Here is a 23,399-nt window from a genome sequence, read left to right on the forward strand (position 1 = left end):
CGACCTCACTTTCCTGTGTCTTCGGTGCTCGAGGGAGCCTCACCGGTCCGGGTGGGCGGGTCCTCGAAGTGGAACGAATCGGCGATCGCGTCGAAGACCTCGTAGAACTGCTCCGCCAGGTTCATGCTCGTGGTCGAGCACGCGAGCACCAGGTAGTCCCGGCTGTTCGGCACCGGGATCAGGGTGTGCCGCATCGCCGTGGGCACTCGCCGCCCCTTGAGGTCGACCTCCTCGATCCGGGTGACCCGGCCCGCCGGACCCACCATGGGCAGATCCACCATCTCGACCTCGCCGACGGGCAGTCCGGAGCCCTCCGCCTCGTTGCCGAGCTGCATGGCCGCGGCGATGACCAGGTCCGCGAGGTCCTCCGACTGGTCCTCGGGCACGGACACCCGCAGCACGATCGTCGTGGCGCTGAGCACCACGGGCCCGTCGCTGTAGTTGAGGACCCGCAGCATCCCGGACGCCTGCAGCGCACCCTGCGCGTACGCGTCGCGGGCGGTGCGCCGGGTGTCGCGGACCAGCGTGTCCACCTGCTCGCGGGAGAGCCCGGGGACGTTCTTCACCTGCGCCTCGACCTTGCGGCGGATCGAGGCGTCCCTGGTATTGGGGTCCAGATCGAGGTGCCACCACGAGCCGGGGAACTTCAGGCGGTAACCGGCGGGCGCCCCGGGCGGCCGCTCCGTGACCGGATGCGTCATGACGCGATTCCCTTCTGCACGACGCTTCTTGTCACGCGTCCTTCTCCAGCGCGTTGGCGCTCTCGTCGTCCGTCTTCGTGAAGTTCTCGGCGATCGTGTCGGTGTTCTCCACGAAGACCTTCACGTTGTCGGCGACCCGCTCGTGCCCCGCCACCCAGTCCTTGTCGAACTGGTCGAGCGCGTCGGCGAGCGTGTCGTCACCGACGAAGTCCTTGAACGACTTGTCGTCGCCCGCGGCATGGAAGAGGGTCGCGGAGTTCCCGATCAGCTCCCCGATGCTCTCGAGCTCCTTGGCGGTGTCCTTCAGGTCCTGTACGGGAACGCTGATGCGCCCCATCGATGTCTCCTTCCCGCTCCGGCAGCCCGGCCCCGCCCCCAGCGAGGGCGGAGCCGGACATGAGGAGACGTCAGCCGATGGAGCCGGACGTCTGGTCGTCGGTGTCGACGAACGCGTCGGCGACCTGCTTGATGAACTCGCTGACGCCCTGCAGACCCTCGATGGCCTTCTCCGTGCCGTTCTTGTACTCCTCCCAGAACGGCCGGAACTTGGACTCCGAGCCCGGCGTCGCGTAGGCCGCCTCGACCATCTCGTCCATCTTGGTGTTGGCCTCGTGCAGGCTCTGCTGCATGAGTTCCTTCTGGTTCTGCAGCCAGACCGACGCCTCCCGCATCTCGTCCGGGCTGATCTGAATGTTGCCGCCGGCCATCTCGCGTCCTTCTCTCATCTCGACTCGCCGCGGTCCTAGATCCGCGCACAGTGGGGTCTACGGGGCGCCTGACAAGGCGGTTCACGGGTGGGCGGGGGCTGTTGCGGAACGGTGACGAAAGGGGAGGGGCGGCCCGCCGGGGGCTGCGACGCCGAACTGTTCACGGCAACCGGCCGGGAGGGGCGGGCGCTCGGCCGGACCACAGTGACCGGAAGGCGGCTCACCCGACGAGTGCACGCGCAACGGCTGGTATTACTGGGGCATGGAGGAAGAGACGGCACGTTCGGCGATCGACACGTTCATCTCGGCGTTCAACACCTCGGACGACAGCTATGTGACGTCCCTGCTCTCCCAGGCCCTGACCTCGGACGTGGTCTTCTGGGGGCCGTTGGGCCGCAGCGAGGGAATCGCGGAGGTCGAACGGTTCGTGCTGGACATCCGGCACCACCCGGCGGGGACCGGCACGATGGTGCGCTGCTCAGCGGTGGACATGCCCAGCGAGTGGGCCCGCTACCAGTGGGTCTTCACCACACCGGCCGGAGGCCCCCGCCTGGCGGGAACGGACGTCGTCCACCTGCGCCGGAGCCTCATCGACCAGATCATCGTCTTCGCAGGCGAAATCGAGCCGCCCGCCTCCTGAGGCGAGAGCGGCCAGCTCCCGAGCGCCGCCCGGCACCCGCCCGCCCAGCAAAAAGGCCCCGCCGAAGCGGAGCCTTGAGAAAGGCGCCCCCGGCAGGACTCGAACCTGCGGCCAAGCGCTTAGAAAGCACTTAGTCTAACGCTATCTCTACCGTTCTGACCTGGCATTTTGTAACTCGGTGACGCATCGTCAGCGGTTTTGGGGGACGTATGTGGGACGATCTTGCTCGCCGACTGGTGGTGGGATCATGGAGGGAGAGTCCGTAGCGATTCGGGGATCCGTTTCCTTGACGAGGGGCGCCACGGGCCAGACCTGATCGAGGTGCCGACCATGGATACCACCTTTGACGTAAGGGTCTGGCAGATCGAGCGGGGCTCCGGGAAGCTGCGCGAGTCCTACGGAGTCCGCTGGTCCGTCGGTGGAAAGCGCCATCACAAGACGTTTCAGACGTTCGCGCTGGCCGATGGTTTCCGAGCGGAGCTGGTGGCCGCGACGCATGCCGGAGAGCCGTTCAACATGTCGACCGGCTTGCCGGACCGGCATGAGCCGAAAGCTTCCTCGGTCGGGTGGTACGACTTTGCCGTCCAGTTCACGGACGCCCAGTGGCCGCGTGTGTCGTCGAATCACCGGAAGAACACGGCGCGCACTCTGATGATCGTCACCACTGCGCTGATGGACCGGGATCCACCGGGCGTCCCTTCCCGCCGGGTCCGTACGGCCCTGAGCGAGTGGGCTTTCAACACCGGCCGTCGTGACGAGGCCCCGGATGACGTGGCCGCAGTACTCGGCTGGGTGCGGCGGCACACTCCGACCATGGACGTCTGGACTGATCCGCTGGCCGTTGAGGACGTGCTGCTGGTAGTAGGGACGCTGCTGGACGGGAGACAGGCGGCGGCCTCGTCCGAGAAGCGGCATCGACGGGTCCTGCGTCTGCTGATGAAGTATGCGATCGTCCGCGGCATTCTGCTGGCCGACCCTGTTCCCGAGTCGCGGAACCTCACACAGCGGTCTGCCAGTGCGATCGACCGGCGCCGTCTGCTGAACGAGCGGCAGGCGGCGCAGCGGGCAAAGACTGCAAGCATTCTTCGCCACGTTGTACTTCACGGGGCTGCGCCCGGAAGAAGCGGTCGCGCTGCGTGTCTCGGACCTTGTCCTGCCTGCCTCGGGAGTAGGGCGGTGGGCCGACATCGTGGTCCACACCGCCGAGCCCGAGATCGGGCGCACGTGGACCGACAGTGGAACCCGGCACGATCGGCGACGTCTGAAAGCCAGAGCAGAGGGTGAAACGCGCATAGTGCCGTGCCCTCCGTCCTTGTCCACCCTCTTGCAGGCGCGTATCCAGGAGGCGAACCTGCTCCCCGACGATCGGCTCGTTCCCGGGGAACGCGGCGGAGTCCTCGCCGGTTCCGTCTACCGCCGTACGTGGGACAACGCCTGCAGGGCAACTCTGCCGCCCCACGTGTATGCGTCACCGACAGGACAACGCGTGTACGACCTTCGGCACACCAGGCTGACGATGTGGCTGAACAACGGCATTCCGCCTGCTCAGGTGGCCGAGTGGGCCGGCACCAGCGTTGCCATGCTGTTTGCCACGTATGCGCAGTGCATCAGTGGACAGAGCGATGATCTGAGACGCCGACTCGACCAGATAAGCGATGTCTCGTTGAGCTCGTCCACAGCGTGAGCTCCTTATGGCGCAGCAAGGCGCTGGGGGACCTATATCTCCGCCAGCGCGGATTCGAGTGCGGAGAATCGGATTCGCTCCTGTTCCAGGCGAACGCCTGGCCCGAAATCCCCGTCGGTCAGGCTCTGGTAGATCTCTGCTTCTTCATCTGAGAGCAGTTCGAGATGTTCATCCGTGGGGACGGTTTCGCGTGCCCAGTGGTCGCGGTGGGATATGAGTGTGGACCTGTCCATCAGCATCGATTCCGTGTGCGGAAAGTGCTTTCGTAGGCGGTTGAGGATCGCGAAGCCATGGGTGTCGAGGTCTCCCCAGTAGACGATGCGCGTTCCGCGAAGCCAGGGCAGCGATGCAAGTTGTGTGACGGCATAGCCGCCGCCGTGGATGACGATGCTGCCCGGCATGGAGGGAAATGCTAGATAGGTGGTCTCGTTCTCTACCACGTATACGTTGGTGATCCCCGGCGGTGGTTCAGCGAACTCATCTGCTCGTACGGTGAGTTCGCTGAAGCCGGCCAACATTGATCCGCTGTCCAGGATGCGGAATCGGACGTACCTGGGCTTCCTCAAGAACTGGAAACGTTCCGCGAAGTTCGCCCGCGGGTACGTGGAGTCGATGCGTTCGGGTGGCAGGCTGATGTCCAGGAGGGTAGCCAGAATTGCGCGATGGTTCTCGATGAACTTGGTGTCCACGCCCGGTACGTCGACCTGCCGTATGTGCAGGGAGGGCCCTTGATAGTCGGTGAGCCAGCAGACGGTGGCTTGGAGCCGTGGCCACGCCAAGGTGTGGGCCAGGACCTTCAGCGGGTTGGCTCTGATCCATCCCACGAGTTGGGGTGCTGTTGTCTCTGCCGAACGCAGGTGGCGCAAGTACCGATCGACGTCGTCCGCGACACCGAGGATTTCCCACAGGCTCTCGGGACGATCGACCCACGCCTGATGTGGAAGGTCGTTGGTGCCGGCGACGCGTCCGCCCACGCGGCGATTTGTGACACGTAGCGGCCCGGCGTCGGCGGCCCATGACCGGGTCCAGGTGAGTACGGCGGCGAGGTCGCTGGTGATGTCGCCTGGCTTGGGGCCGGTCAGAGGAATGCAGATGGGTTCCCAGGGGGTCCCTTCGGCGAGCGCCGTGAGATAGGTACCGCGCTCCCATCTCTTGCGCAGGCGGTTGACGACGTCGTCGGGGGTGGTCCAGCGCCGCCGGTCGCGAGTGGTCATCTCACGCCTTCCCGCCGCTGGTCGACTTGAGTGCGGCCAGGGTGTGGGCGGCACGCTCCTGCCGGTACTGGGTGATGGTCAGGTTGCGGAGGCGTGAGTCGCAGTCGTTCGGGTTCTCGACGAAGCCCACAGCGGACACGTAGGGCTCGATGACGTGGATCTTCTGGAGCGGTGTGACGATCAGCAGCTGCAGGCCGAGCCGCTGGAAGAGACCCAGGGCGAAGCGGGCGGACTCCTCCGAGCCGCGGCCGAAGGCTTCGTCGATGACGACGAACCTGAACGTCTTGGAGCGGGTGGCGTCCGGGTCGAGCTTGAACTGGTAGGCGAGGGAGGCGGCCAGGATGGTGTAGGCCAGCTTCTCCTTCTGGCCGCCGGACTTGCCACCGGAGTCGGAGTAGACCTCGTATTCGGCGTCGTCTTCGCGGCGGCGTTCGCTGGCGCTGAAGACGAACCAGTTGCGGACGTCGGTCACGCGCTTGGTCCATGTCCGGTCGAGGTCGGTGTATCCTTCGCGTCCTTTGAAGCGCTCGATGAGGCGTCGTACTTGGTGGAACTTCTCTTCGGTGTAGACGTCGCTGTGATCGTCGGAGACGACTCCATCGGTACAGGCGCGGAGGTCGGTGATGAAGTCACGGACCTCGATGTTGGGGGTCCGGTCCGTTTTGAGTGTGATGTAGCGGCCCGGGTTGTAGTCGATGTCGGCGAGCGATTTGTTGATGGTGGTGACTCGGTCGTGGATCTGCTCGGCTTGTCCGGCGAGCTGGGCGTGGAATCCTGCGATGTCCCGGATGACGTTGGTCTCCAGGTAGGTCTTGAACTGCTGCTGGAAGCGCGGCAGGTCGTCTGCCACGAGGCGTTGGTGGAGTTCCCGGTAGCCGCGAGCGGAGGCGACCGAGTCGTCCAGTTCCGTGGTCTCTACTTGGTGATCGCGGCGGAAGGCGCCCATGCGGGATGCGATGGATTGTCCGAGACGGTTCTGCCGCTGTGCCCAGCTGTCCTTCGCCGTAACGAGTTCGTCCTCGAGGTGCTTCTCGGCGGTGGCGCATGCGTCCACGGTGGTGCAGGACAGGTGGGCTTTACCGAGACGCCCTTCGAGTGCGGGGGAAAGTGCCGTGTGGGCGGTGGCGTCGGGTGAGGTCAGCAGCTTGTGCGCAATGCCGAGTCGGCGGGTGACGTCCTCCAGGTCCCTGTTCAGGCGGCCGATGGAACTGACTGCGGCGTCCCGTGCGTTCTCGGCTTCCTCGATGTCTTTCCCGATGGAGTCGATGCGCCGGGAGACGTCGTCCAGCTCCTGTGAGGTCTGCTCGATCAGCTTCTTCTCCGCCTCCAGCTGGCCCAGGCGGTTGACTGCGCCCTGCCAGTCGATGTCGGAGTACTGCGTGGTCTGCTGCAGCTGTGCCAGCGTCTCACCCCGGGCGATCTGCTTGGCCTGGGACTCTGCCACAGTCCTGTTGGCGGCCGTGACTCGCTGTTGTTCCCGCTGCACCGTGGCGGCTCGCTCGATCAGGGCGTCGATCTTCGCCTGGTTGCTCCAGCCGAGCACGTAGGAGCTGCGGTCGTCGATCCGGGTGGTGTCGTTCTTCTCGTGGCGACCCCGAACTCCCTTGATCAGCCCTTGTCTGGTGATGGCCAGATCAGCTCGCTTGAAGTCCGCCATGCTTTCGGCGCACTCGTGGCCGGCTCGGCGGTCCAGTTCGCCGAGCAGCCAGTGCGCGAAGGGGGAGTCGGACTTGACCTCGAGCTTGGCGGACAGCAGGGGCACCGTGGAACGCGCTGGGCGCCGGACGGGTGCCGTGTCGGGGACGCGGAAGTAGACCAGACGGGCCCGGAGGTGGTGGTCGTTGATCCAGTCGGACACCGCTGAGTACCGGCTGACGGGGACGAGCAGGGACAGGGCGAAGCCGTGCAGCAGCCGCTCCGCGGCACCGGCCCACTCCTGCTGGTCCTCGCGTACCTGGATCAACTCGCCTGCGAACGGAAGCTCCGTCTCGTCGATCCCGAGCTCCTGGCACAGGCGGGACCTCAGATCGAGCTGCCTTCTGGGAATGTTGCCCCGCCGTGAACGGAGACTGACCAGTTCCGAGTTGAGATCGTCCGCTTCACGCCGTAGGCGGTCCGTCTCGACCGCGATGTCGGCGAGCTCGTTCTGGCTCTGCTGGTGTGCGGTACGGGTGGTGTCCCTGGCGGACGCGATGTCGGTGAGGCGGGCTGCGAAGAGTTCGGCGGTATCAGCGGGGTCGAGACCGGCCTGTTCGAGGAGGCGGGTGTAGTGGTCTGCGCGGGCGCGCCGAGCGTCGCGCAGCCGGGATCCTTCCGCGATCTGGCGTTCCAGTTCACCCAGCCGCTCGCCGCCGAGGCCGGCGCGCCGCAGCTCCAGGGCCTTCTGGTGTTCGCGAAGGTCTGCGGTCCGCTTCTTGGCCTCGCGTTCTCGGCGCTGCGTGTCCAGCAGGTTCGACGTGAGCGTGGCTCGATCCGTCTCCAGCAGGGCGGAGGTCTTGCGGGCGAAGAAGTGGGGAAGGGCCTCCTGCTGAGCGCTGGCTTCGACGATCTGCTCCCCGAGCTCGTCGTGCCGGTCGCAGTCGGCGAGCAGCGGCGTCAGGGCCTCGATCTGGGCACGGGCGCGCTGAACCGCGTCGTAGGTGCTGGTCAGCGCGTCGAAGTGAGACACGATGGTGTCGGTGAGCGCCGCGGCGTCGAACGGTTCGAGCATGTGGGAGCGAACGAACTCGTCCAGGCTGCCCACTGATTTCATGGACACGGTCTGGTGGAAGAGGTCCAGGGCCTGCTCGGATTCGATGCCCATCCGGCGGCGGAAGTCCTTGCTGTACGTGGGGAAGGACGGGTGTATCCGTACGCCGTCGGCGGTGAGCCGCTTCTTCAGTGCGCGTACGTCGGTGCCGAAGTCGGCGAAGTCCTCGGTGACGGACAGGGCGCGGTCTGCTGTGAGGAGCAGCCGCTCGGGCTGGGTGGCGTTGGCATCGGCCATCCAGAAGACCTGAGCCAGGGTGACCGTTGCGTCGTACGCCGAGTTGGTGAACACGGCCAGGATCACCGAGTAGTTGCCGGGCTTGCGCAGGGCCACGGGGCGGGTGGAGCCGGTGGTCTCGTTTCGCTCGGATTTGTAGTGTCCGAGTACGTAGGAGCGCAGGTTCCGCTCGCGGGTCTCGGCGCCCGCGGCACGGTTGTAGGCGATGCGGTGCGCGGGCATGAACAGGGTGGTGATGGCGTCGACGAGCGTCGACTTGCCGGAGCCGATGTCCCCCGTCAGCAGGGCGTTGGCACCGCCGACCGTGAAGGTCCACACGCGGCGGTTGAACGTGCCCCAGTTGTAGACCTCCAGGCGGTCGAGCCGGAACCCGGGGAGCTGCGGAGCCGAAGGGTGTGCGTCGTCGCGAGGGGTGGTTTGCGTCGGGATCACTGCGTGGGCTCCGTGGGGGTGGTGAGGGAGTCCGCGTATCGGGCCAGGTTCTGCTCGAAGTCGGCAAGCCATTGCCCGTCGACGTACGCCTTGATGATGCGCTGCACCTCGTACAGGTGCTCCTGCTGTTTGGATCGGCGCAGGAACTGGAGCTCTACGACTTTGCTGATGTGGGTGTCGATCTGGTCCACCAGTCGTGCCTCGTTGCTGCCGGCGGGCAGGAACATGCGGATCATCTCGACGATCTCGTCCCTGGTGATCATCAGGCGTGTGTCGCCGGATCCCGCGTCGAACTCCGCGAGCCGTTTGCGTAGCAGCACGATCAGCAGACTCACTGGGTAGGAGAGAGCACGGCGGTGCATGAGACGTGGGGGAGCCGAACGAGGATCGTCGTGCTCGTCGTCGGGCCTGGAGCGCAGGAACGCGTATCCCTCGGTCTCGTCGATCACGACGGTCAGGCCCATGACGTCGACGTGGTCCTGCACGCGTGCGCGCAGTTGCAGGAGCGCCTCCCAGGCGCGCTCGTGCTGGTCGCGAAAGACCGGCCCTTTGAGCAGCTGGTTCACAGGCAGCGACAGGTTGTGGGTCTGCGGGGTGTGCGGCGGCGGTGGGACGGTCAAGGCTTCTCCGATTCTGCATGTGCCAGGGTGGCGCTGCCCGGTACGCGGACGAAGGTGGCGACCGGAGCGTGCGCGGTGTGTTCGACCCCGTCCGGATCGACCCAGGTGATGTCCTCGGTGCGGACGTCGTCGAAGACGACGGTGAAGGTGTCGCCGGACAGGGCGAGGTAGGCGACGAGTTCGGCGAGCCCCTGCTCCAACGGGGCGGCGCGCACAAGCTCCGACAGTGGAACCTGCGCCCGGTCGGCGAGCGCTCGCTCCACGGCCGCGGTCAACCGGGCAGGGTCCACATAGACGGCTTCGTACAACGCGGAGGCAGCGAACTCCTCGTCTCCGGCCTGGATGTCCGTGCTGTCGATCGGAGTGCGGGTCACTGGCGTGTAGAGCGGTCGTTCCATCGGCAATGTGATGGTCGGAGCCATAGCATCGACCTCTGTGACCAGATCGACGGGTATGTCCCGCAGGCCGGCGGCGCGGGCTTCGATGCCGCTCATCAGCTCCATGACGCGCCGGTCCTCCGACCAGACGCGGTCATCGAGGAACCGACGCAACTGCTCGGACAGCTGCCGTACCGTTGCCTGGGTGCGTTCGGCGGCGTCCAGCCAGGCGTGGGGCATGCGCCGCATTCGCGGATCCGGGTCGTCGATCGCGTCCATGGCCTCGACCTCGGCCAGCAGCTGCTTCAGTTCCTCTTGGCGCCGGTAGGACAGCAGAAAGTCGTAGAACGCCTGGAAGCTGCGGCCCTGGTCCGACTCGGAGATGCTCTCCCGGCTGCCCAGCACATCGTCGAGCAGCTGGCCCTTGGCCCCGTCCCACACAGCGATGCGCCGGCGCAGGTCCCGGTCCAGATCACGGAAGTTCGCCTCGACCTCTCGGAAGTCGGCCAGCAGCTCGTGTGCGGTCGCGGTCACCTGCTGGTACCGGTCCCTCAACCCGGCGCGGTCGAGCAAGGACACCTCGCCGTGCTCGACACGAGCGATCTCCTCATCAAGCTCCCGGCGTCGGCGCTTCAACTCGTCCAGCCGTGCCTCCGGATCGCTCTCGGCCCCGAACTTCATCTGCCGCAGTAGCTCGAAGACCGTGTTGAGGCGCGACTCGGTGCCGATGAAGGAACGGGCCTCCAAGGAGTGGACCCACGCGACGGCCTTCTCCACGGCGGACGTCGCGTCGTAATGTGGCTCGTCCGAATCCGGCGGATAGTACTTGCGCAACCAGCCCGACTGCGTGGCCGACCAGTCGTCGAGGTAAGCCTTCGCGGACTTCGGGAACGTCTGCGCTCCGAGCCGCTCGTTCAGCGCATACAGCTCGTCATCCAGCCGGTCGACCAACTCCACGCCGGAGATCGAACGGATTCCCTGCTCGACGAAGACCTTGTCGAAGAAACTCAGGATGAGTGCCGCGTTCTCGGCCCGCAGCAGACGCCACGCCGGATGGTGCTTACGCAGCCGGACCACATCGTCGTACTCCATGTACCCCGCCCTCACATGCCCGCAGCTTGCCCGAGTCGTTCGATACCCACGCATGCACGGTAGAAGGCACCACTGACAATGCAGGTGCAAACGTCCCTGACCAGCAGGTTCACCGATGAGGCGGACAGAGAGTGGGGCGGGTCAGTGCCGGCGCCGGTAGGGGTCCGTGTACGGCTCCATGGACTGGCGGACCTCGTCTCGGACTGGGTCCATGAGGGGCCCGGGCGCGTAGTAGCGGGCGCGGGCCTTGCCATGGGGGACGAGCCAGCCGCGGGCCACGAGCTCCCGGATGTCGCGGATGGCTTGCTGGTCGCTGAGGTCGGCGTCCTGCTGGTAGACGGTGCGGCGCACCTTCGCGTCCGAGAAGGCCGGCAGCAGGGCATAGACCACCCGCTCGTCCAGACCGGTGGCCTCGACGCCTTCGACCAGACGGGTCCAGGCCCGCGACATCACGTCGAAGCGGCGCTGGGCCTGCTGGGCCTGGCGATGGTGGGCGGTCAGGCAGAACCGGATCCAGGGGCGGGTGTCCCGCTCGGGGCTCCAGTGCGGTCCGCCCACCTCCTCGAGGATCTGGTAGTAGGCGTAGGTGTTCTGTCCCCGGCCGAGCCATTCCTCGATGGACGAGAACTCGGGTGGCATCAGCGCCTCGCGGGAGAACACGAGGGTGGACAGGGCTCGGGACATGCGTCCGTTGCCGTCCTTCCACGGGTGGATCTTGACGAGGTTCAGATGGGCCATGGAGGCACGGACATGGACGGGGGCGTCGAGGTCGCCCTCGTTGAGCCAGTCGATGAACTCCGCCATCAGAGCAGGGACGTCCGCCTGGTCTGGTGCGGTGTAGGCGGGGACCAGGGGGTCGTCAGGGCTGGTGACGTAGACGGGCCCGTCGCGCCAGCGGCCGGGGCGCTTGTCCAGGTGATGGCCCTGCAGCATGAAGTGCAGGCCGTTGAGTAGCCCGGCGTCGTACTGGAAGTCATCACCGGCATCGGCGAGGGCTTGGATGTAGGTCATGCCCCGCTGGTAGCCCTCCAGCTCGGCGCGCGTCTTCTCGCCGGTCTCCAGGGGCTCCTCGCCGGACATGAGGGCTTCCACGTCGTCGACCGTCGCGGCGTATCCCTCGATGGTGTTCGATCCGGCGATCGCGCGGGCGGTGAGGTTGCGGCGCAGCTGGCGGGTCCAGCGCGGGGTGGCCCGGAGCATGTGGCGCAGGGAGCGGCGCATGTCCTCGACCTCGTCGAGGGCGCGCTGGTCGTCGGAGTCCAGGGCCGGAGTGGCGTACAGCATGACTCCATGGCACGATAATTGTGTCATGGAGTCAAGTGTGTGAACCTACTCAGATCACTGTGGACGGAGCGGTCTTCCCGAGGTAGATCTTGAACGCTTCGCGGATCTGGCCGCGGGTGTAGCCGACGGTGTTGACGTTGGCGGGTACGACCTCGCGCTCGTACCCGCGCTTGCGGGCGGAAAGATACTTGACCACGCTCGACGCCCCCGTGTTGGAGACGAACAGGTTCCGGGCGGTCCGCAGGTCGCTGTGCAGCCCTTCGAAGTTGCGTGCGTGGCCGATGCCGACCCGGCTGGCGGTGTAGTACTTGCACTCGATGGCCAGGAGGCACTTGTTGCCCCGCGGCGCCATCCGGATCTGCCGTGAGAGCGCCGCCTCGTCGGCAGGCAGGATCAGGACGTCGCACTCGTGCAGTACGCCGGAGTTCCCCTGGACCTGGACGCCGAGGTGCACCTCCAGGGCCGGGGCGCGGTCAAACTCCACCACAGCGTGGGTGTAAGGGTGCGTGGTGCTGTAGAGCTGTCCGGGACTGGTGCGGAACACCAGGCTGTTCACGGTGTTTCCGTCAACGTCCCGGTAATGGACGGAGGCTCCCAGGCTGCTCGCGGTGGAGGTGGCCAGCGAGAAAAGGTAGCCCTCGTAGACGTCCCAGGGCTGGGAGGCGGAGGTGTAGGAGACGCCGGGGCCGGCGAGCAGGGTCTGGATCTCGTGGAGCAGGGTGTTGACGGCGCTCATCGGCTGATCTCCTCGCGTGCTTCGCGGAACAGGTTCTGAAGGTGTGCGCGGGTGTCTTCGGGAAGGCGGGCGGCGACCTCGTGGGTCTGGTCGCGGCGCCCGGTGAGCTCCTCGTCGGGGACGAACCGAACGCTGCGCACGGGTGCGCGGTGCGAATCACCCTCGGCACCCATGATCTTGAGGGTGGCCCTTTCGATCTCGGGGAGTTCCAGGAAGAGCCGGCGCAGCGCGTCGAGATGCAGCTCCGTACGCTCGCGGGCGTTCATGGGGCGGGTGGTGACCACCACGGATGCCCCGCGCTTCAGGGACCTGTGGAAGCTGTCCGTGCCCACGTCCGCGACGGCGAGGGCTTCGTATTCCTCGGTTGACGCGCCGCGGCGGCGCTGAAGCAGCTTCTCCTCCGCGACGCCCGTGGCGATGGCCTCGTCGAGCTCGTCGATCAGCCAGTCGAGCCCTGCTGACCTGATGAGGTTCCTGAGGAGGTCCTCCACTTCACGCATTTCGAGTGCGTTCACTTTGTCCTCCGGATGTGTGTGGGGCGGGTGGCGTGGTCGGGGCGGCCATGAGCGGGCTGAGCCGCCCCGGCCAGGCGGGCGTCAGGATTCAGGGCAGTGCACCGGGAGCCGTTACGGCCCGGTGCGGGCGCCATTTCGTCACCAGCCCCGGATCCGGCGGCCGTGGTCCGTGTCGGGGCCGAGGATCGCGTCGGCCACCCGGCCGCCGGAGTCCTTGGCGCCGCCGCCGAAGTTGAGGGTGCCGGAGGCGTTGGCGCTGGCGGCCACCCCGTCCCAGTAGCGGGCCTCGCGCTCGAAGCGCACCGGTTCGATGATGTGTACCAGCTCATCCGGGGTCAGCCGCGTGCCGGTTGCCGCCCAGCTCGTCGCCTGGTGGGCGGCGATGCCGATGCCGGCGAGGACGGCGGGAGCACTGACCGCGTCACGCGCCGCGAAGTGGGGGGAGAGTCCGGCGATCAACTGCGACAGCAGCGGTACGAGTTCCCGTTCGGCCTGCTCGATGTCCACGTGGTCCGGCAGATCGGCGTCGTGCACCGTGGACGAGGACAGGTTCAGCCCCGCGCGACCGTGCAGTGCGGTGATGACCAGGACGCGGAGTGCGGAGAGCGTGACGACCTCAGGGTCGGTCCTGGTGAGCTGCCGCTTGCGGTTCTGGACGAGCTTGGTGAGCGGTACGACCTTCCCTTCGTGCTCGACCTTGACCGTCTCGGCGATCCGGTGCGCGATCTGCGTGCCGATGTCTCGCTGGTCCATGGACATGGCGAGGTTCTTGGCGACGGGTACGCCCTCGACGTTGCGGTCGTAGAAGATCTGCCGGGCGTCCTGGACGCTGATTCCGAAGTAGAGCTCGAAGGGCACCCGGACCCGGCTCAGCTGTTCGAACGTCACGCCGAACCGCTCCGGGGCGTCGTACAGCTCATGCCAGGCCGCGACCTGGGTTTCCCCGTCGATGGCCACCACGGGCGAGCCCGGAAGCACCGTGATCCGGCAGATGCCGCTGCCCGGGACGAGTTCGTCGCCGACCGCGCCGGGCTGGCCGTCCAGCCAGAGCGTGATGGGCGGCGTGGACCACGCGGCGCCGTGCCCGCCGCTCACGCCGCTCGCGATGTACGAGGCGTACGTGGTCACGTTCCGCCCCTTCTGTGTCGACTTCAGCATGCGCTGGACCAGGGCGCGCACCTCGGCGTGGCGGCGCACCGAACCGGAGGCGTACTTCAGCGCCCGCTTGTCCTCCTCCGCCTTCGGCGACGGGACGAGCTGGAGCAGCGTGGGCAGCCCGATGGTGCCGATGACGGCGTCCGGGCGGAAGGCGGTGACGGTGAGCTGGATGCCTTCGACGGTGGCGGTGGGCATGGCGATGGTCATGGGTTCCCCCTGGGAGTGATGCCAGCCGCTTAAGGCTGGCGACATTCAAAGTTGAGCATGAGAATGAAAGCACTGTCAAACGATTGAGCGTGGATCTAGGTGCGTGTAATCTGTTGCCTGTCGCTCACGCCGAACAGCGAGGAACCCCTGCCATGCCGAAGCAGCCCGACGCCTCTGCCGCACCCGGGGCATCCGCCCAGGTCACGGCGGCGGAGATCTCCCGGCTCGCGGGGGTCACACGGGCGACCGTGAGCAACTGGCGGCGGCGCCACGCGGATTTCCCGACTCCGGCAGGGGGCACGGACAGCAGTCCGCTGTACGACCTGGGTGAGGTGCGCGGCTGGCTGGCGGGGCGCGGGCACGGCGAGAAGATCCCGCCGCTCGAAGAGCTGCGCACACTGCTGCGGTTGAGTGCGCACGCCCGCGAGGCGGCAGTCCGCCTTCTGCCTTTCGTGCTCGCCGAGCGTCGGCGCCCCGACCTCTTCAACGCGGCTGACGCCCTCCCGGACAGCGACGTGGCGGCCCGGGCCCAAGCGCTCGTCCGTGAACTTCCCGCGCCACCCGAGGCGCACTTCGGCGACGTGACGTACACTGCGCCGGACGCACCCCTGCTCCGAGCGATCCTTCACTGCATCGACGCCGGTCAGACCCAGGGCGCCGTCGACGTGCTGGCGGAGCGCGAGCTGGAGGACGAGACGACCGGCGGCACGTACACGACACCGGGCCCGGTGGCCGAGCTGATGGCACGGCTGCTCGCTGCCGGGTCCCCATCCCGTAATCCCGTACGGGTCTTCGACCCTGCTTGCGGCAGTGGCGCGCTGCTCGTCGCCGCGGCCCGGCAGGGCGCGCGGCATCTGTACGGTCAGGACCTCGTGCCCGTGCAGGCCAGGCGGACCCTGATCCACCTGGGCATCGAAGCCCCTGACTCCTCGGCGGACATCCGTGCGGAGGACTCTCTGCGTGCCGACGCCTTCGCGGACCTCACCGCGGACGGTGTGCTGTGCAACCCGCCCTACGCAGACCGTGATTGGGGCCATGACGAGCTCGCCTACGATCCGCGCTGGGCCTACGGCGTGCCTCCACGCGGGGACTCGGAGCTGGCCTGGGTCCAGCACGCGCTGGCCCACGTCACGCCCGGGGGCTTCGCTGTCGTACTCCTGACTCCGGCCACCGCCTCCCGGTCCCTCAGCCGCCGCATCCGCGCGGAGCTGATCCGCACCGGCGCGTTGCGCGCAGTCATCTCCCTGCCGGCCGGCGTCGCGCCGCCCCTCCACATCGGACTGCATGTGTGGGTGCTCCAGCGACCTGAACTGGCGGCCCCGGAACACCATTCGGTCCTTTGCGTGGACGGGGCGGCCCTGGCCGGCGGTGACGGGAAGACAACCGCGCGGCTTGCCCGGACGGGTGCTTCCGGCGGGGCGGCAGGGCGTGACGGCGCCGCTGCCGCCGCTTGGGACGCTCTGAGCGAGGGCGTGCTGCGTTACTGGACCTCGTACGTCACCGACCCCGCCGCGTTCGAGGACGTACCGGGCCAGGCGCGTGCTGTCCCGGTGGTCGACCTCCTCGACGACCTGGTCGATGTCACCCCCGCCCGCAACATCCGTACGGCAGCGGTCGCGGCGGCTCCGCTCGCCGTCGCCGAGCAAGCGGCTCGGCTGAGGCGTGAACTGGCGCAAGTTGCCGATGGGCTGGCTGCCGAGGCGCGGGCGGAGGAGTGGCCCGCTTCGGGCGCCGAAGCCCGTCAGTGGCGAACAGCGACGCTCGCCGACCTCACGCGCGGCGGGGCTCTCACCCTGCACCGCGCCGGCCCGCCCTCCAGCAAAGAGCGGGACACCCCGCCTCCCGCCGAGTTCGCGAACCGGCCCGTGCTCGGCGGGCGCGACGTGGTGGCGGGGCAGCGGGCCACCGCCGACCCTCAGACGCCCGTCCCCCACACGACGGTGATCGTCACCGAAGGAGACGTACTGCTTGCGGAGATCCGCAGCGCACACGGCACCACGGCTCGCGTCGCGGACGAACGGGACAGCGGCGCGGTGATCGGCCGCGGAGTCCGCCTGATCCGTCCCGACCCGAAGCGCCTCGACGCCTGGTTCTTGGCCGGGTTCCTCGCCGCGGAGGACAACCTCAACAGCGCCTCGGTCGGCACCAGTTCGGTACAGATCGATCCGTCAAGGCTACGCATCCCCCTCCTGCCCCTGGAGGAGCAGCGCAGATACGGCGAAGCCTTCCGGCACCTGTACGGATTGCGCCAGGCCGCGCGGCAGGTGACCGAACTCGCCGCGTTGCTGCCAAAGACGCTCGCAGAGGGGCTGACCAGCGGGACACTGGTGCCTCCGGGGTCGGGGGACAGCGAGGGAGTAGCCCCCACCCGTTCCAGCCGGTAAGGACACCAAGCCGCTCCAACGCATCGCATCGCATCGGATCACATCCGCACGGTCTGTCCCGTTCTTCGCGGACTGGCGCCGAAGGGAAACCGTTGAACAGCAACAAGCACACGGAACTGGCGAACCACGCCTGGTCCGTCGCCGACCTCCTGCGCGGCGACTACAAGCAGTCCGACTACGGCAAGGTGATCCTGCCGTTCACGGTGCTGCGGCGCCTCGAATGCGTCCTGGAACCGACGCGCGAGAAGTTCGCCGAGGAGTACGCCAAGTACGAAGGCGAGGACGTGAAGCCGGAGCGCCTGCTGCGCCGCGCCTCGGGCCACGCCTTCTACAACTCCAGCGCCCTCACCCTGAAGAAGATCGCGGGCGACGCCAACACGGCGGCGGCCAACCTCCAGCTCTACGTCAACGCCTTCTCCGACAACGCGCGTGAGGTCCTGGAGAAGTACGAGTTCGGCCGCCAGATCAAGAAGCTCGCCGACACTGGCCTTCTCTACCGGGTCATCGGCAAGTTCACGGACCTGGACCTGAGGCCCGAGACCGTACCCAACCACAACATGGGCTACGTCTTCGAGGAGTTGATCCGCCGCTTCGCGGAGCAGTCCAACGAGACCGCGGGTGAGCACTTCACCCCGCGCGAGGTCATCAAGCTGATGGTCAACCTCTTGGTGGCGCCGGACGCCGACGCGCTCAGCGTCCCCGGTGCCGCGCGCACCGTCATGGACCCGGCCTGCGGCACGGGCGGCATGCTCAGCGCGGCCGAGGACCACATCACCGCTCTGAACCCGGACGCCAAGGTGAAGGTGTACGGGCAGGAGCTCAACCCCGAGTCCTGGGCGATCTGCCGTTCCGACATGCTCATCAAGGGCCAGGACCCGGAGAACATCGCCCCCGGCAACTCCTTCTCCGACGACGGCCATGCCCGTAACAAGTTCGACTACCTCCTGGCCAACCCGCCCTTCGGCGTGGAGTGGAAGAAGGTCAAGGACGAAGTCGAGTACGAGCACAAGTCGATGGGTGACGCGGGCCGCTTCGGCGCGGGCCTGCCCCGCATCAACGACGGCTCGCTGCTCTTCCTCCAGCACATGCTGTCCAAGATGAAGTCGGTCGACGTGGACGGGGGCGGCGGCTCCCGCATCGCGATCGTCTTCAACGGCTCCCCGCTGTTCACGGGCGCGGCCGGCTCGGGAGAGTCGGAGATCCGCCGCTGGATCCTGGAGAACGACTGGCTGGAGGCGATCGTCGCCCTCCCGGACCAGCTCTTCTACAACACGGGCATCTCGACGTACTTCTGGATCCTGACGAACCGGAAGGCCCCGGACCACAAAGGCAAGGTCGTGCTGCTGGACGCCCGCGACCAGTGGGTCAAGATGCGCAAGTCGCTGGGCGACAAGCGCAAGGAGCTGGGCAACGGGAAGAACGGCAAGCCCAACCACATCGCCGACATCACGCGGTTGTACGCGGAGGCGGTGGACGTCGCGGGGGACGCCGAGCACCCGCTGCACGGCAAGGTGAAGGTCTTCGACAACTCGGCCTTCGGCTACCAACGGATCATGGTGGAGCGGCCGTTGAAGCTACGGTTCGAGGTGACGGAGGAGACGCTGGCGGCGCTGACGGAGTCCAAGCCGGTGCAGCGAGTGGTGCCGGACCCGGAGGCGTTCGTGTCGGCCCTGCGCTCGCTGCTCGGCTCGACCTGGGCGACGAAGTCGGAGGCGTTCGTCGCGCTGAAGGACGCGGTGGTGGCGGCCGGGCTGCTCTGGCCTGGCGGCGCCCCGTTCATGAAGGCGATGCGCGAGGCGGTCGGGGTACGGGACCCCGAGGGCGAGGTCCAGAAGGTGAAGGGCTCGGCTGAACCGGACCCGGAGCTGCGGGACTACGAGAACGTGCCGCTGGGCGAAGAAGTGGAGGAGTACCTCAAGCGCGAGGTGCATCCGCATGTCCCGGACGCGTGGATCGACCACACGAAGACGAAGATCGGCTACGAGATCCCGTTCACGCGGCACTTCTACGTGTACGAGCCGCCGCGGCCGTTGGCGGAGATCGATGCGGAACTGAAGGCGCTGGAGGCGGAGATTCAGGGGCTGTTGGGGGAGGTTGCGGAATGATGCTCAGTGGAGACACGCACCGCTTGTCCAGTGGCTCTCCTGTGACCTGGCCGCCTCACTGGCGCTCAGTGCCACTCTGGTCAATGTTCGAGCGAATCAAGGATGTTGACCATCCCGATGAGGAGCTGCTCAGCGTATACCGCGAGCATGGCGTAGTACGGCGGGAGGGGCGCGCCGATAACTTCAACAAGGCTGCGCTGGACCGCAGTATCTACCAGCTGATTCACCCGGGATGGTTCGTCGTGAACCGCATGAAGGCATGGCAAGGGTCGGTCGGCGTATCTCCCTACCGAGGGATCGTGTCCGGTCACTACATCTGCTTTCGCCCAACCCATGACGAGGACCATCGGTTCCTCAATTGGCTCTTCCGATCCGGTGCTTACACGGCGGAGTACTCTTCGTTGTCGCGAGGCGTTCGCCCAAACCAAGTAGAGATCGACAATGACTGGCTTCGCTCGCTACGAGTAATGCTCCCTCCGCTGGAGGAGCAGCGCCGCATCGCCGACTTCCTCGACGCCGAGACCTCTCGCATAGACAAGCTGGTCCTTTTGCAGGAACAAGTCGCGAAGAAGCTTGACGAGCGAGAGAGGGCGCAACTCGACTCGGCGGTCGATCGACTCGCCGAGCGCTGGGGGGTGGTCCCTCTTAGGAGATTCCTTCTCGGCGTCGACCAAGGAACGAGCCCCCAAGCAGAGGCAGTGTCTGCGGGTCTGGACGAGTGGGGTGTTCTCAAGGTCAGCTGCCTCCGTCCAGGGCGCTTCATCCACGACGAGAACAAGCGGCTCCCGCCAGATTTGGAGCCGGACATCAAGCACGAGGTTCAGGCGGGGGATCTTCTCATCACCCGAGCGAATACACCTCAGCTCGTTGGCTCGACGGCTGTCGTGGGCCAGACGCGAGCAAAGCTTCTCCTCTCGGACAAGATTTTTCGAGTGCACCTAGATAAGCGTATGACAGGGGAATTCGTGGCGATGGTGGCGCGAGGAACTAGAATCCGTGACCTATGCGCCGCCTCCTCGAACGGTGCTTCTCAATCCATGGCAAATATCCGCTTCGAGGAAGTCAAAGCTTGGCCCCTTCCCGCTGCGGATCTCGACGCGCAGAACAAGGCGGTCCGGCACGTCGGTCAGCAGCGTGCAAGTTTGGATGACCTGCGCACCAAGATCGCGCGGCAGAATCTTCTGCTCGCGGAACGCCGCCAATCCCTAATCACCGCCGCCGTAACCGGCCAATTCGACGCCTCCACCGCCAGTGGCCGCAACGTAACAGAATAATGGACGGAGTCCCGACCCCATGAGCAACGTGCACCACGAGAAAGCGTTCGGCTCCGCCATAGTCGACGCCCTCCTCGACCGCGGCTGGCGCGAGGCGAACCCCGAGGACTACCGCCCCGAACTCGGCCTCGACACAAACGAGTTGTGCACCTTCATCGGCCGCACCCAACCCGACGAGTGGTACGAGCTCGCGAACGTCTACGGCGGTCAGGCCGAAGCTCAGCGCGGTTTCGCCCGCCGGCTCGACCAGGCCATCGCCGAGCACGGCGTCCTCCATGTCCTCCGGGAAGGCGTGAAGGACCGCGGCGTGAAGCTCCGCGTCGCCTACTTCAAGCCGAATCTCGTCGCCGACCCGGCGATCCTCGCCCCTTACCGGGCCAACCGCCTCACCGTCGTACGCGAACTCCCGTACGCCACCAAGCAGGCCGACTGGGGCCACCGTCTCGACCTGACCCTGTTCCTGAACGGAATCCCGCTCGCCACCGCCGAGTTGAAGAACCCGCTCACAGGACAGGGCGTCGAGCACGCCAAGGAGCAATACCGCGCCGATCGCGATCCGACCGAGCTGATCTTCGCCAAGCGGGTCGTCGCGAACTTCGCCGTCGACCCGGATCTCGTCTTCGTCGCCACTCAGCTCAAGGGCAAGAACACCCGCTTCCTTCCCTTCAACACCGGCTCCGAGGGCCCGGGCAGGCCCGGCGGCGCCGGCAACCCCGCCCCCACCGCGTTCGGCGCGTACGCCACCTCCTACCTGTGGGAACAGGTCTGGGAGCGGGAGAACTGGCTAGACCTCCTCGAACGCTTCGTGCATCAGCAGAAGCAGAAAAAGGGCGCCGGCCGGACCACGATCTTCCCCCGCTACCACCAGTGGGACGTCGTCAAGAAGCTGACCGCGCACGCCGCCCACCACGGTTCCGGGCAGAACTACCTGATCATGGCGTCCGCCGGGTCCGGCAAGTCCAACACCATCGGCTGGCTCGCCCATCGCCTGTCCGATCTGCACGCGGACACCGACCCGCGCGCCCTCGACCAGGACGCCGTCACCACCGCACGTGTCACCCCCGGTGAGCCGGTCTTCGACAAGGTCATCGTGATCACCGACCGGCGCAACCTCGATGCCCAGCTCCGCGAGACCGTCGGCAGCTTCTCGCGTACCGCCGGGCTCGTCGTGAAGATCGATGAGAAGGGCGGGGCCAAGGGGGAACAGCTCGCCCGTGCGCTGTCCCGGGACACCGGGAAGATCGTCACCGTCACGCTGCACTCGTTCCCGGCGTTGCTCGACTACATCAAGCGCAACCCGACCGAGATCGCGGGCAGCCGGTTCGCGATCGTCGTCGACGAGGCTCACTCCTCGCAGTCCGGTGACGCCGCCACCGCCGTCAAGGCTGCCCTGCGCGACCTCGGCTTGGACTCCGACTCCGAGGACCCCGGCGCCACCACGGCCCCCGCGACTTCAGCAGCCACGTCGTCGCTGACCAACCAGCTCAAGGGCAAGGCCAACGAGCGCTCAAAAGCAGCGAACCTGTCCTACTTCGCCTTCACCGCGACCCCCAAGGCCAAGACCCTCGAACTCTTCGGCACGCTCGACGACATCGCCGGCGAAGCCAAGTACCGGCCCTTTCACACGTACTCGATGCGGCAGGCCATCGAGGAGGGCTTCATCCTCGACCCGCTGCGCAACTACGTCACGTACAACACGTACTGGAAGTTGGTGAACCAGAACCCGGACGAGAAGGAGGTAGACCCGTCGAAGGCGAACGGCCTGCTCGCCCGGTACGCGCTCACCCACGACTCGACCGTCGCGCAGCACGCGCAGGTGATTGCGGAGCATTTCGTCACGCACACCCGCGGCCGGCTCGGCGGGCGCGCCAAGTCGATGGTCGTCACCGCGTCACGGCAGTCAGCCGTGCAGATGGCGCGCGCCATCAGGAGCTATATCAAGGACCGGGACTACGACACCAAGTACCCGGACCTCGGGGTACTGGTCGCCTTCTCCGGCTCGCTCACCGTCGACGGTGAGGAGACCACCGAGAGCAAGGAGAACGGCGGGCTCGCCGAGAGCGCGCTGCCCGAGGCGTTCGCGTACACGCGCGCTGACGACAAGGCGGTCAAGGCGGGCGGCCGGGGCAAACCCGAGTACAAGATCCTGGTCGTGGCGGAGAAGTACCAGACCGGGTTCGACCAGCCGCTGCTGACGACGATGTACGTGAACAAGACGCTGACCGGTATCGCCGCCGTGCAGACGCTGTCCCGGCTGAACCGGACCGCCGAGCGCAAGGCGCAGTCCGACCTCGCCGTCCTGGACTTCGTGAACGAGGCCGAGGACATTCGCGATGCCTTCCGCCCGTACTTCGAGGAGGCGAACACCCTCCCCTCCGACCCGAATCTGCTGTACACCGCGCAGGGACGCGTGATGTCCGCGCCGGTGCTCGCCGAGCAGGAGATGGACGAGTTCGCCGCCGCGTACTTCGAGGCGAAGCAGAAGGCGGGCGGCTCCCAGGCCAAGTGGGAGAAGCTGCACGCCGAGCTGTACCGGTTCCTGTCCCCGGCCGTCGGGCGGTTCACCGCCCTGATGGAGAGCGAGGACGAGGAGGAGGTGGAGACCGCCGAGGACTTCCGCGCCAACCTCAACGACTACGTGCGCAAGTACGGGTTCCTCGCCCAGATCGTGCCGTACCAGGACGCCGAGTTGGAGCGGCTGCACCTCTACGGCCGTCATCTGCTCAACCGGCTGCCGCGGCGTGCGGACGGTGGCGTGGACATAGGTGAAGTCGACCTCAGCCACATGCGGGTGGAGAAGACCGGCGAGTACGACGTATCGCTCAGCTCCGAAGGAGCGGCAGACCTGAAGGGGTTTGGCGACGGAGCCGGAGGCGCCAAGGAGGTGGAGAAGTCACTGCTGTCCGAGCTCATTGAGAAGTTCAACGAGAAGTTCGGCACCGAGTTCACCGAACAGGACGTCCTGCGCCCCTTCGAGGAGGCCAAGGCCGATCCGAAGGTGCGCGCCGCCGCCGTGGCCAACAACGATGTGGACAACTTCGGGCTGGTCTTCGACGACGTCTTCGAGGATAAGATGGCCGACCACATCGACACCATCGCCGGGCTCGGCCGCCAGTACTTCGGCGGTGACAAGGGCTTCAAGTCGAGCCTCGACCGCAGTGCGCGCAAGGCCGCCTGGCGGATGATCCGCCGCGAAGAAGGGGTCGACGACGGGTTCTGACGTACAGGTCCGTCATGTCTCAGGGAGCAGGCGAGCGAGCGGTGCCGGGGCATCCCCGGCACC

General features: G+C 66.8%; 17 protein-coding genes and 1 tRNA gene. 6 read left to right on the forward strand and 12 right to left on the reverse strand.

The genetic code is table 11. The features are described 5' to 3' along the window. Nucleotides 1–5: 5 nt before the first annotated feature. The 3 genes from ACFV9W_RS36880 to ACFV9W_RS36890 form a co-directional block, all read right to left on the reverse strand. Nucleotides 6–701 (reverse strand): hypothetical protein, encoded by a 696-nt coding sequence (locus ACFV9W_RS36880; protein WP_385770047.1) that lies wholly within the window; start codon nt 699–701, stop codon nt 6–8. 31 nt (nt 702–732) lie between these two features. Then, nucleotides 733–1,038, reverse strand: coding sequence for a hypothetical protein (locus tag ACFV9W_RS36885; RefSeq protein ID WP_385770049.1), 306 nt, complete (start codon nt 1,036–1,038; stop codon nt 733–735). Nucleotides 1,039–1,108: 70 nt separating this feature from the next. Then, nucleotides 1,109–1,408, reverse strand: a complete 300-nt coding sequence (locus ACFV9W_RS36890; protein ID WP_385770051.1) for a WXG100 family type VII secretion target — start codon at nt 1,406–1,408, stop codon at nt 1,109–1,111. A 262-nt stretch (nt 1,409–1,670) separates the two neighbouring features. On the opposite strand from ACFV9W_RS36890, the gene ACFV9W_RS36895 reads away from it, so the two are divergent. Further along, complete coding sequence (locus ACFV9W_RS36895; RefSeq protein WP_385770053.1) at nt 1,671–2,048, forward strand: nuclear transport factor 2 family protein; 378 nt, start codon at nt 1,671–1,673, stop codon at nt 2,046–2,048. Between the two features lie 84 nt (nt 2,049–2,132). Here ACFV9W_RS36895 and ACFV9W_RS36900 read toward each other — a convergent pair. Next, nucleotides 2,133–2,213, reverse strand: a tRNA-Arg gene (locus ACFV9W_RS36900). Between the two features lie 165 nt (nt 2,214–2,378). On the opposite strand from ACFV9W_RS36900, the gene ACFV9W_RS36905 reads away from it, so the two are divergent. Then, nucleotides 2,379–3,332 (forward strand): hypothetical protein, encoded by a 954-nt coding sequence (locus ACFV9W_RS36905; protein WP_385770055.1) that lies wholly within the window; start codon nt 2,379–2,381, stop codon nt 3,330–3,332. A gap of 432 nt (nt 3,333–3,764) precedes the next feature. Here the strand turns inward: ACFV9W_RS36905 and ACFV9W_RS36910 are convergent, their stop codons facing one another. From ACFV9W_RS36910 to ACFV9W_RS36945, 8 genes are all read right to left on the reverse strand, one after another. Then, nucleotides 3,765–4,946, reverse strand: coding sequence for a Wadjet anti-phage system protein JetD domain-containing protein (locus ACFV9W_RS36910; RefSeq protein ID WP_385770057.1), 1,182 nt, complete (start codon nt 4,944–4,946; stop codon nt 3,765–3,767). Between the two features lies 1 nt (nt 4,947). Then, nucleotides 4,948–8,364, reverse strand: coding sequence for an ATP-binding protein (locus ACFV9W_RS36915; RefSeq protein ID WP_385770058.1), 3,417 nt, complete (start codon nt 8,362–8,364; stop codon nt 4,948–4,950). After that, nucleotides 8,361–8,984 carry a DUF4194 domain-containing protein gene (locus tag ACFV9W_RS36920; RefSeq protein WP_385770060.1) on the reverse strand — a complete coding sequence of 208 codons (624 nt, stop codon included), beginning with the start codon at nt 8,982–8,984 and terminating at the stop codon, nt 8,361–8,363. Before ACFV9W_RS36920 ends, ACFV9W_RS36915 begins: the two co-directional genes overlap by 4 nt. Beyond that, on the reverse strand, nt 8,981–10,453 hold the full coding sequence (locus ACFV9W_RS36925; protein ID WP_385770062.1) for a DUF3375 domain-containing protein: 1,473 nt from the start codon (nt 10,451–10,453) through the stop codon (nt 8,981–8,983). Before ACFV9W_RS36925 ends, ACFV9W_RS36920 begins: the two co-directional genes overlap by 4 nt. A gap of 141 nt (nt 10,454–10,594) precedes the next feature. Further along, nucleotides 10,595–11,737 carry a Fic family protein gene (locus ACFV9W_RS36930; RefSeq protein WP_385770064.1) on the reverse strand — a complete coding sequence of 381 codons (1,143 nt, stop codon included), beginning with the start codon at nt 11,735–11,737 and terminating at the stop codon, nt 10,595–10,597. 49 nt (nt 11,738–11,786) lie between these two features. After that, entirely contained in the window at nt 11,787–12,473 is a 687-nt protein-coding gene (locus tag ACFV9W_RS36935) for a hypothetical protein (RefSeq protein WP_385770066.1), read from the reverse strand. After that, nucleotides 12,470–12,988: a hypothetical protein gene (locus ACFV9W_RS36940; RefSeq protein ID WP_385770068.1), complete on the reverse strand. Its 519-nt coding sequence runs from the start codon at nt 12,986–12,988 to the stop codon at nt 12,470–12,472. Before ACFV9W_RS36940 ends, ACFV9W_RS36935 begins: the two co-directional genes overlap by 4 nt. A gap of 138 nt (nt 12,989–13,126) precedes the next feature. After that, on the reverse strand, nt 13,127–14,353 hold the full coding sequence (locus tag ACFV9W_RS36945) for a DNA sulfur modification protein DndB (RefSeq protein WP_385770070.1): 1,227 nt from the start codon (nt 14,351–14,353) through the stop codon (nt 13,127–13,129). Between the two features lie 152 nt (nt 14,354–14,505). Between ACFV9W_RS36945 and ACFV9W_RS36950 the strand changes: the two genes are divergently transcribed. From ACFV9W_RS36950 to ACFV9W_RS36965, 4 genes are all read left to right on the forward strand, one after another. Next, nucleotides 14,506–16,737: an N-6 DNA methylase gene (locus tag ACFV9W_RS36950; protein ID WP_385770072.1), complete on the forward strand. Its 2,232-nt coding sequence runs from the start codon at nt 14,506–14,508 to the stop codon at nt 16,735–16,737. 92 nt (nt 16,738–16,829) lie between these two features. After that, the gene (locus ACFV9W_RS36955) at nt 16,830–18,842 is read left to right on the forward strand and encodes an N-6 DNA methylase (RefSeq protein ID WP_385770074.1); all 2,013 of its coding nucleotides are present in this window, start codon (nt 16,830–16,832) and stop codon (nt 18,840–18,842) included. An 83-nt stretch (nt 18,843–18,925) separates the two neighbouring features. Continuing rightward, entirely contained in the window at nt 18,926–20,116 is a 1,191-nt protein-coding gene (locus tag ACFV9W_RS36960; RefSeq protein ID WP_385770076.1) for a restriction endonuclease subunit S, read from the forward strand. A 19-nt stretch (nt 20,117–20,135) separates the two neighbouring features. Further along, nucleotides 20,136–23,336 (forward strand): type I restriction endonuclease subunit R, encoded by a 3,201-nt coding sequence (locus ACFV9W_RS36965; protein WP_385770078.1) that lies wholly within the window; start codon nt 20,136–20,138, stop codon nt 23,334–23,336. Nucleotides 23,337–23,399: the final 63 nt, after the last annotated feature.

It is taken from the genome of Streptomyces sp. NPDC059897 (assembly GCF_042730865.1).
Lineage (GTDB): Bacteria > Actinomycetota > Actinomycetes > Streptomycetales > Streptomycetaceae > Streptomyces.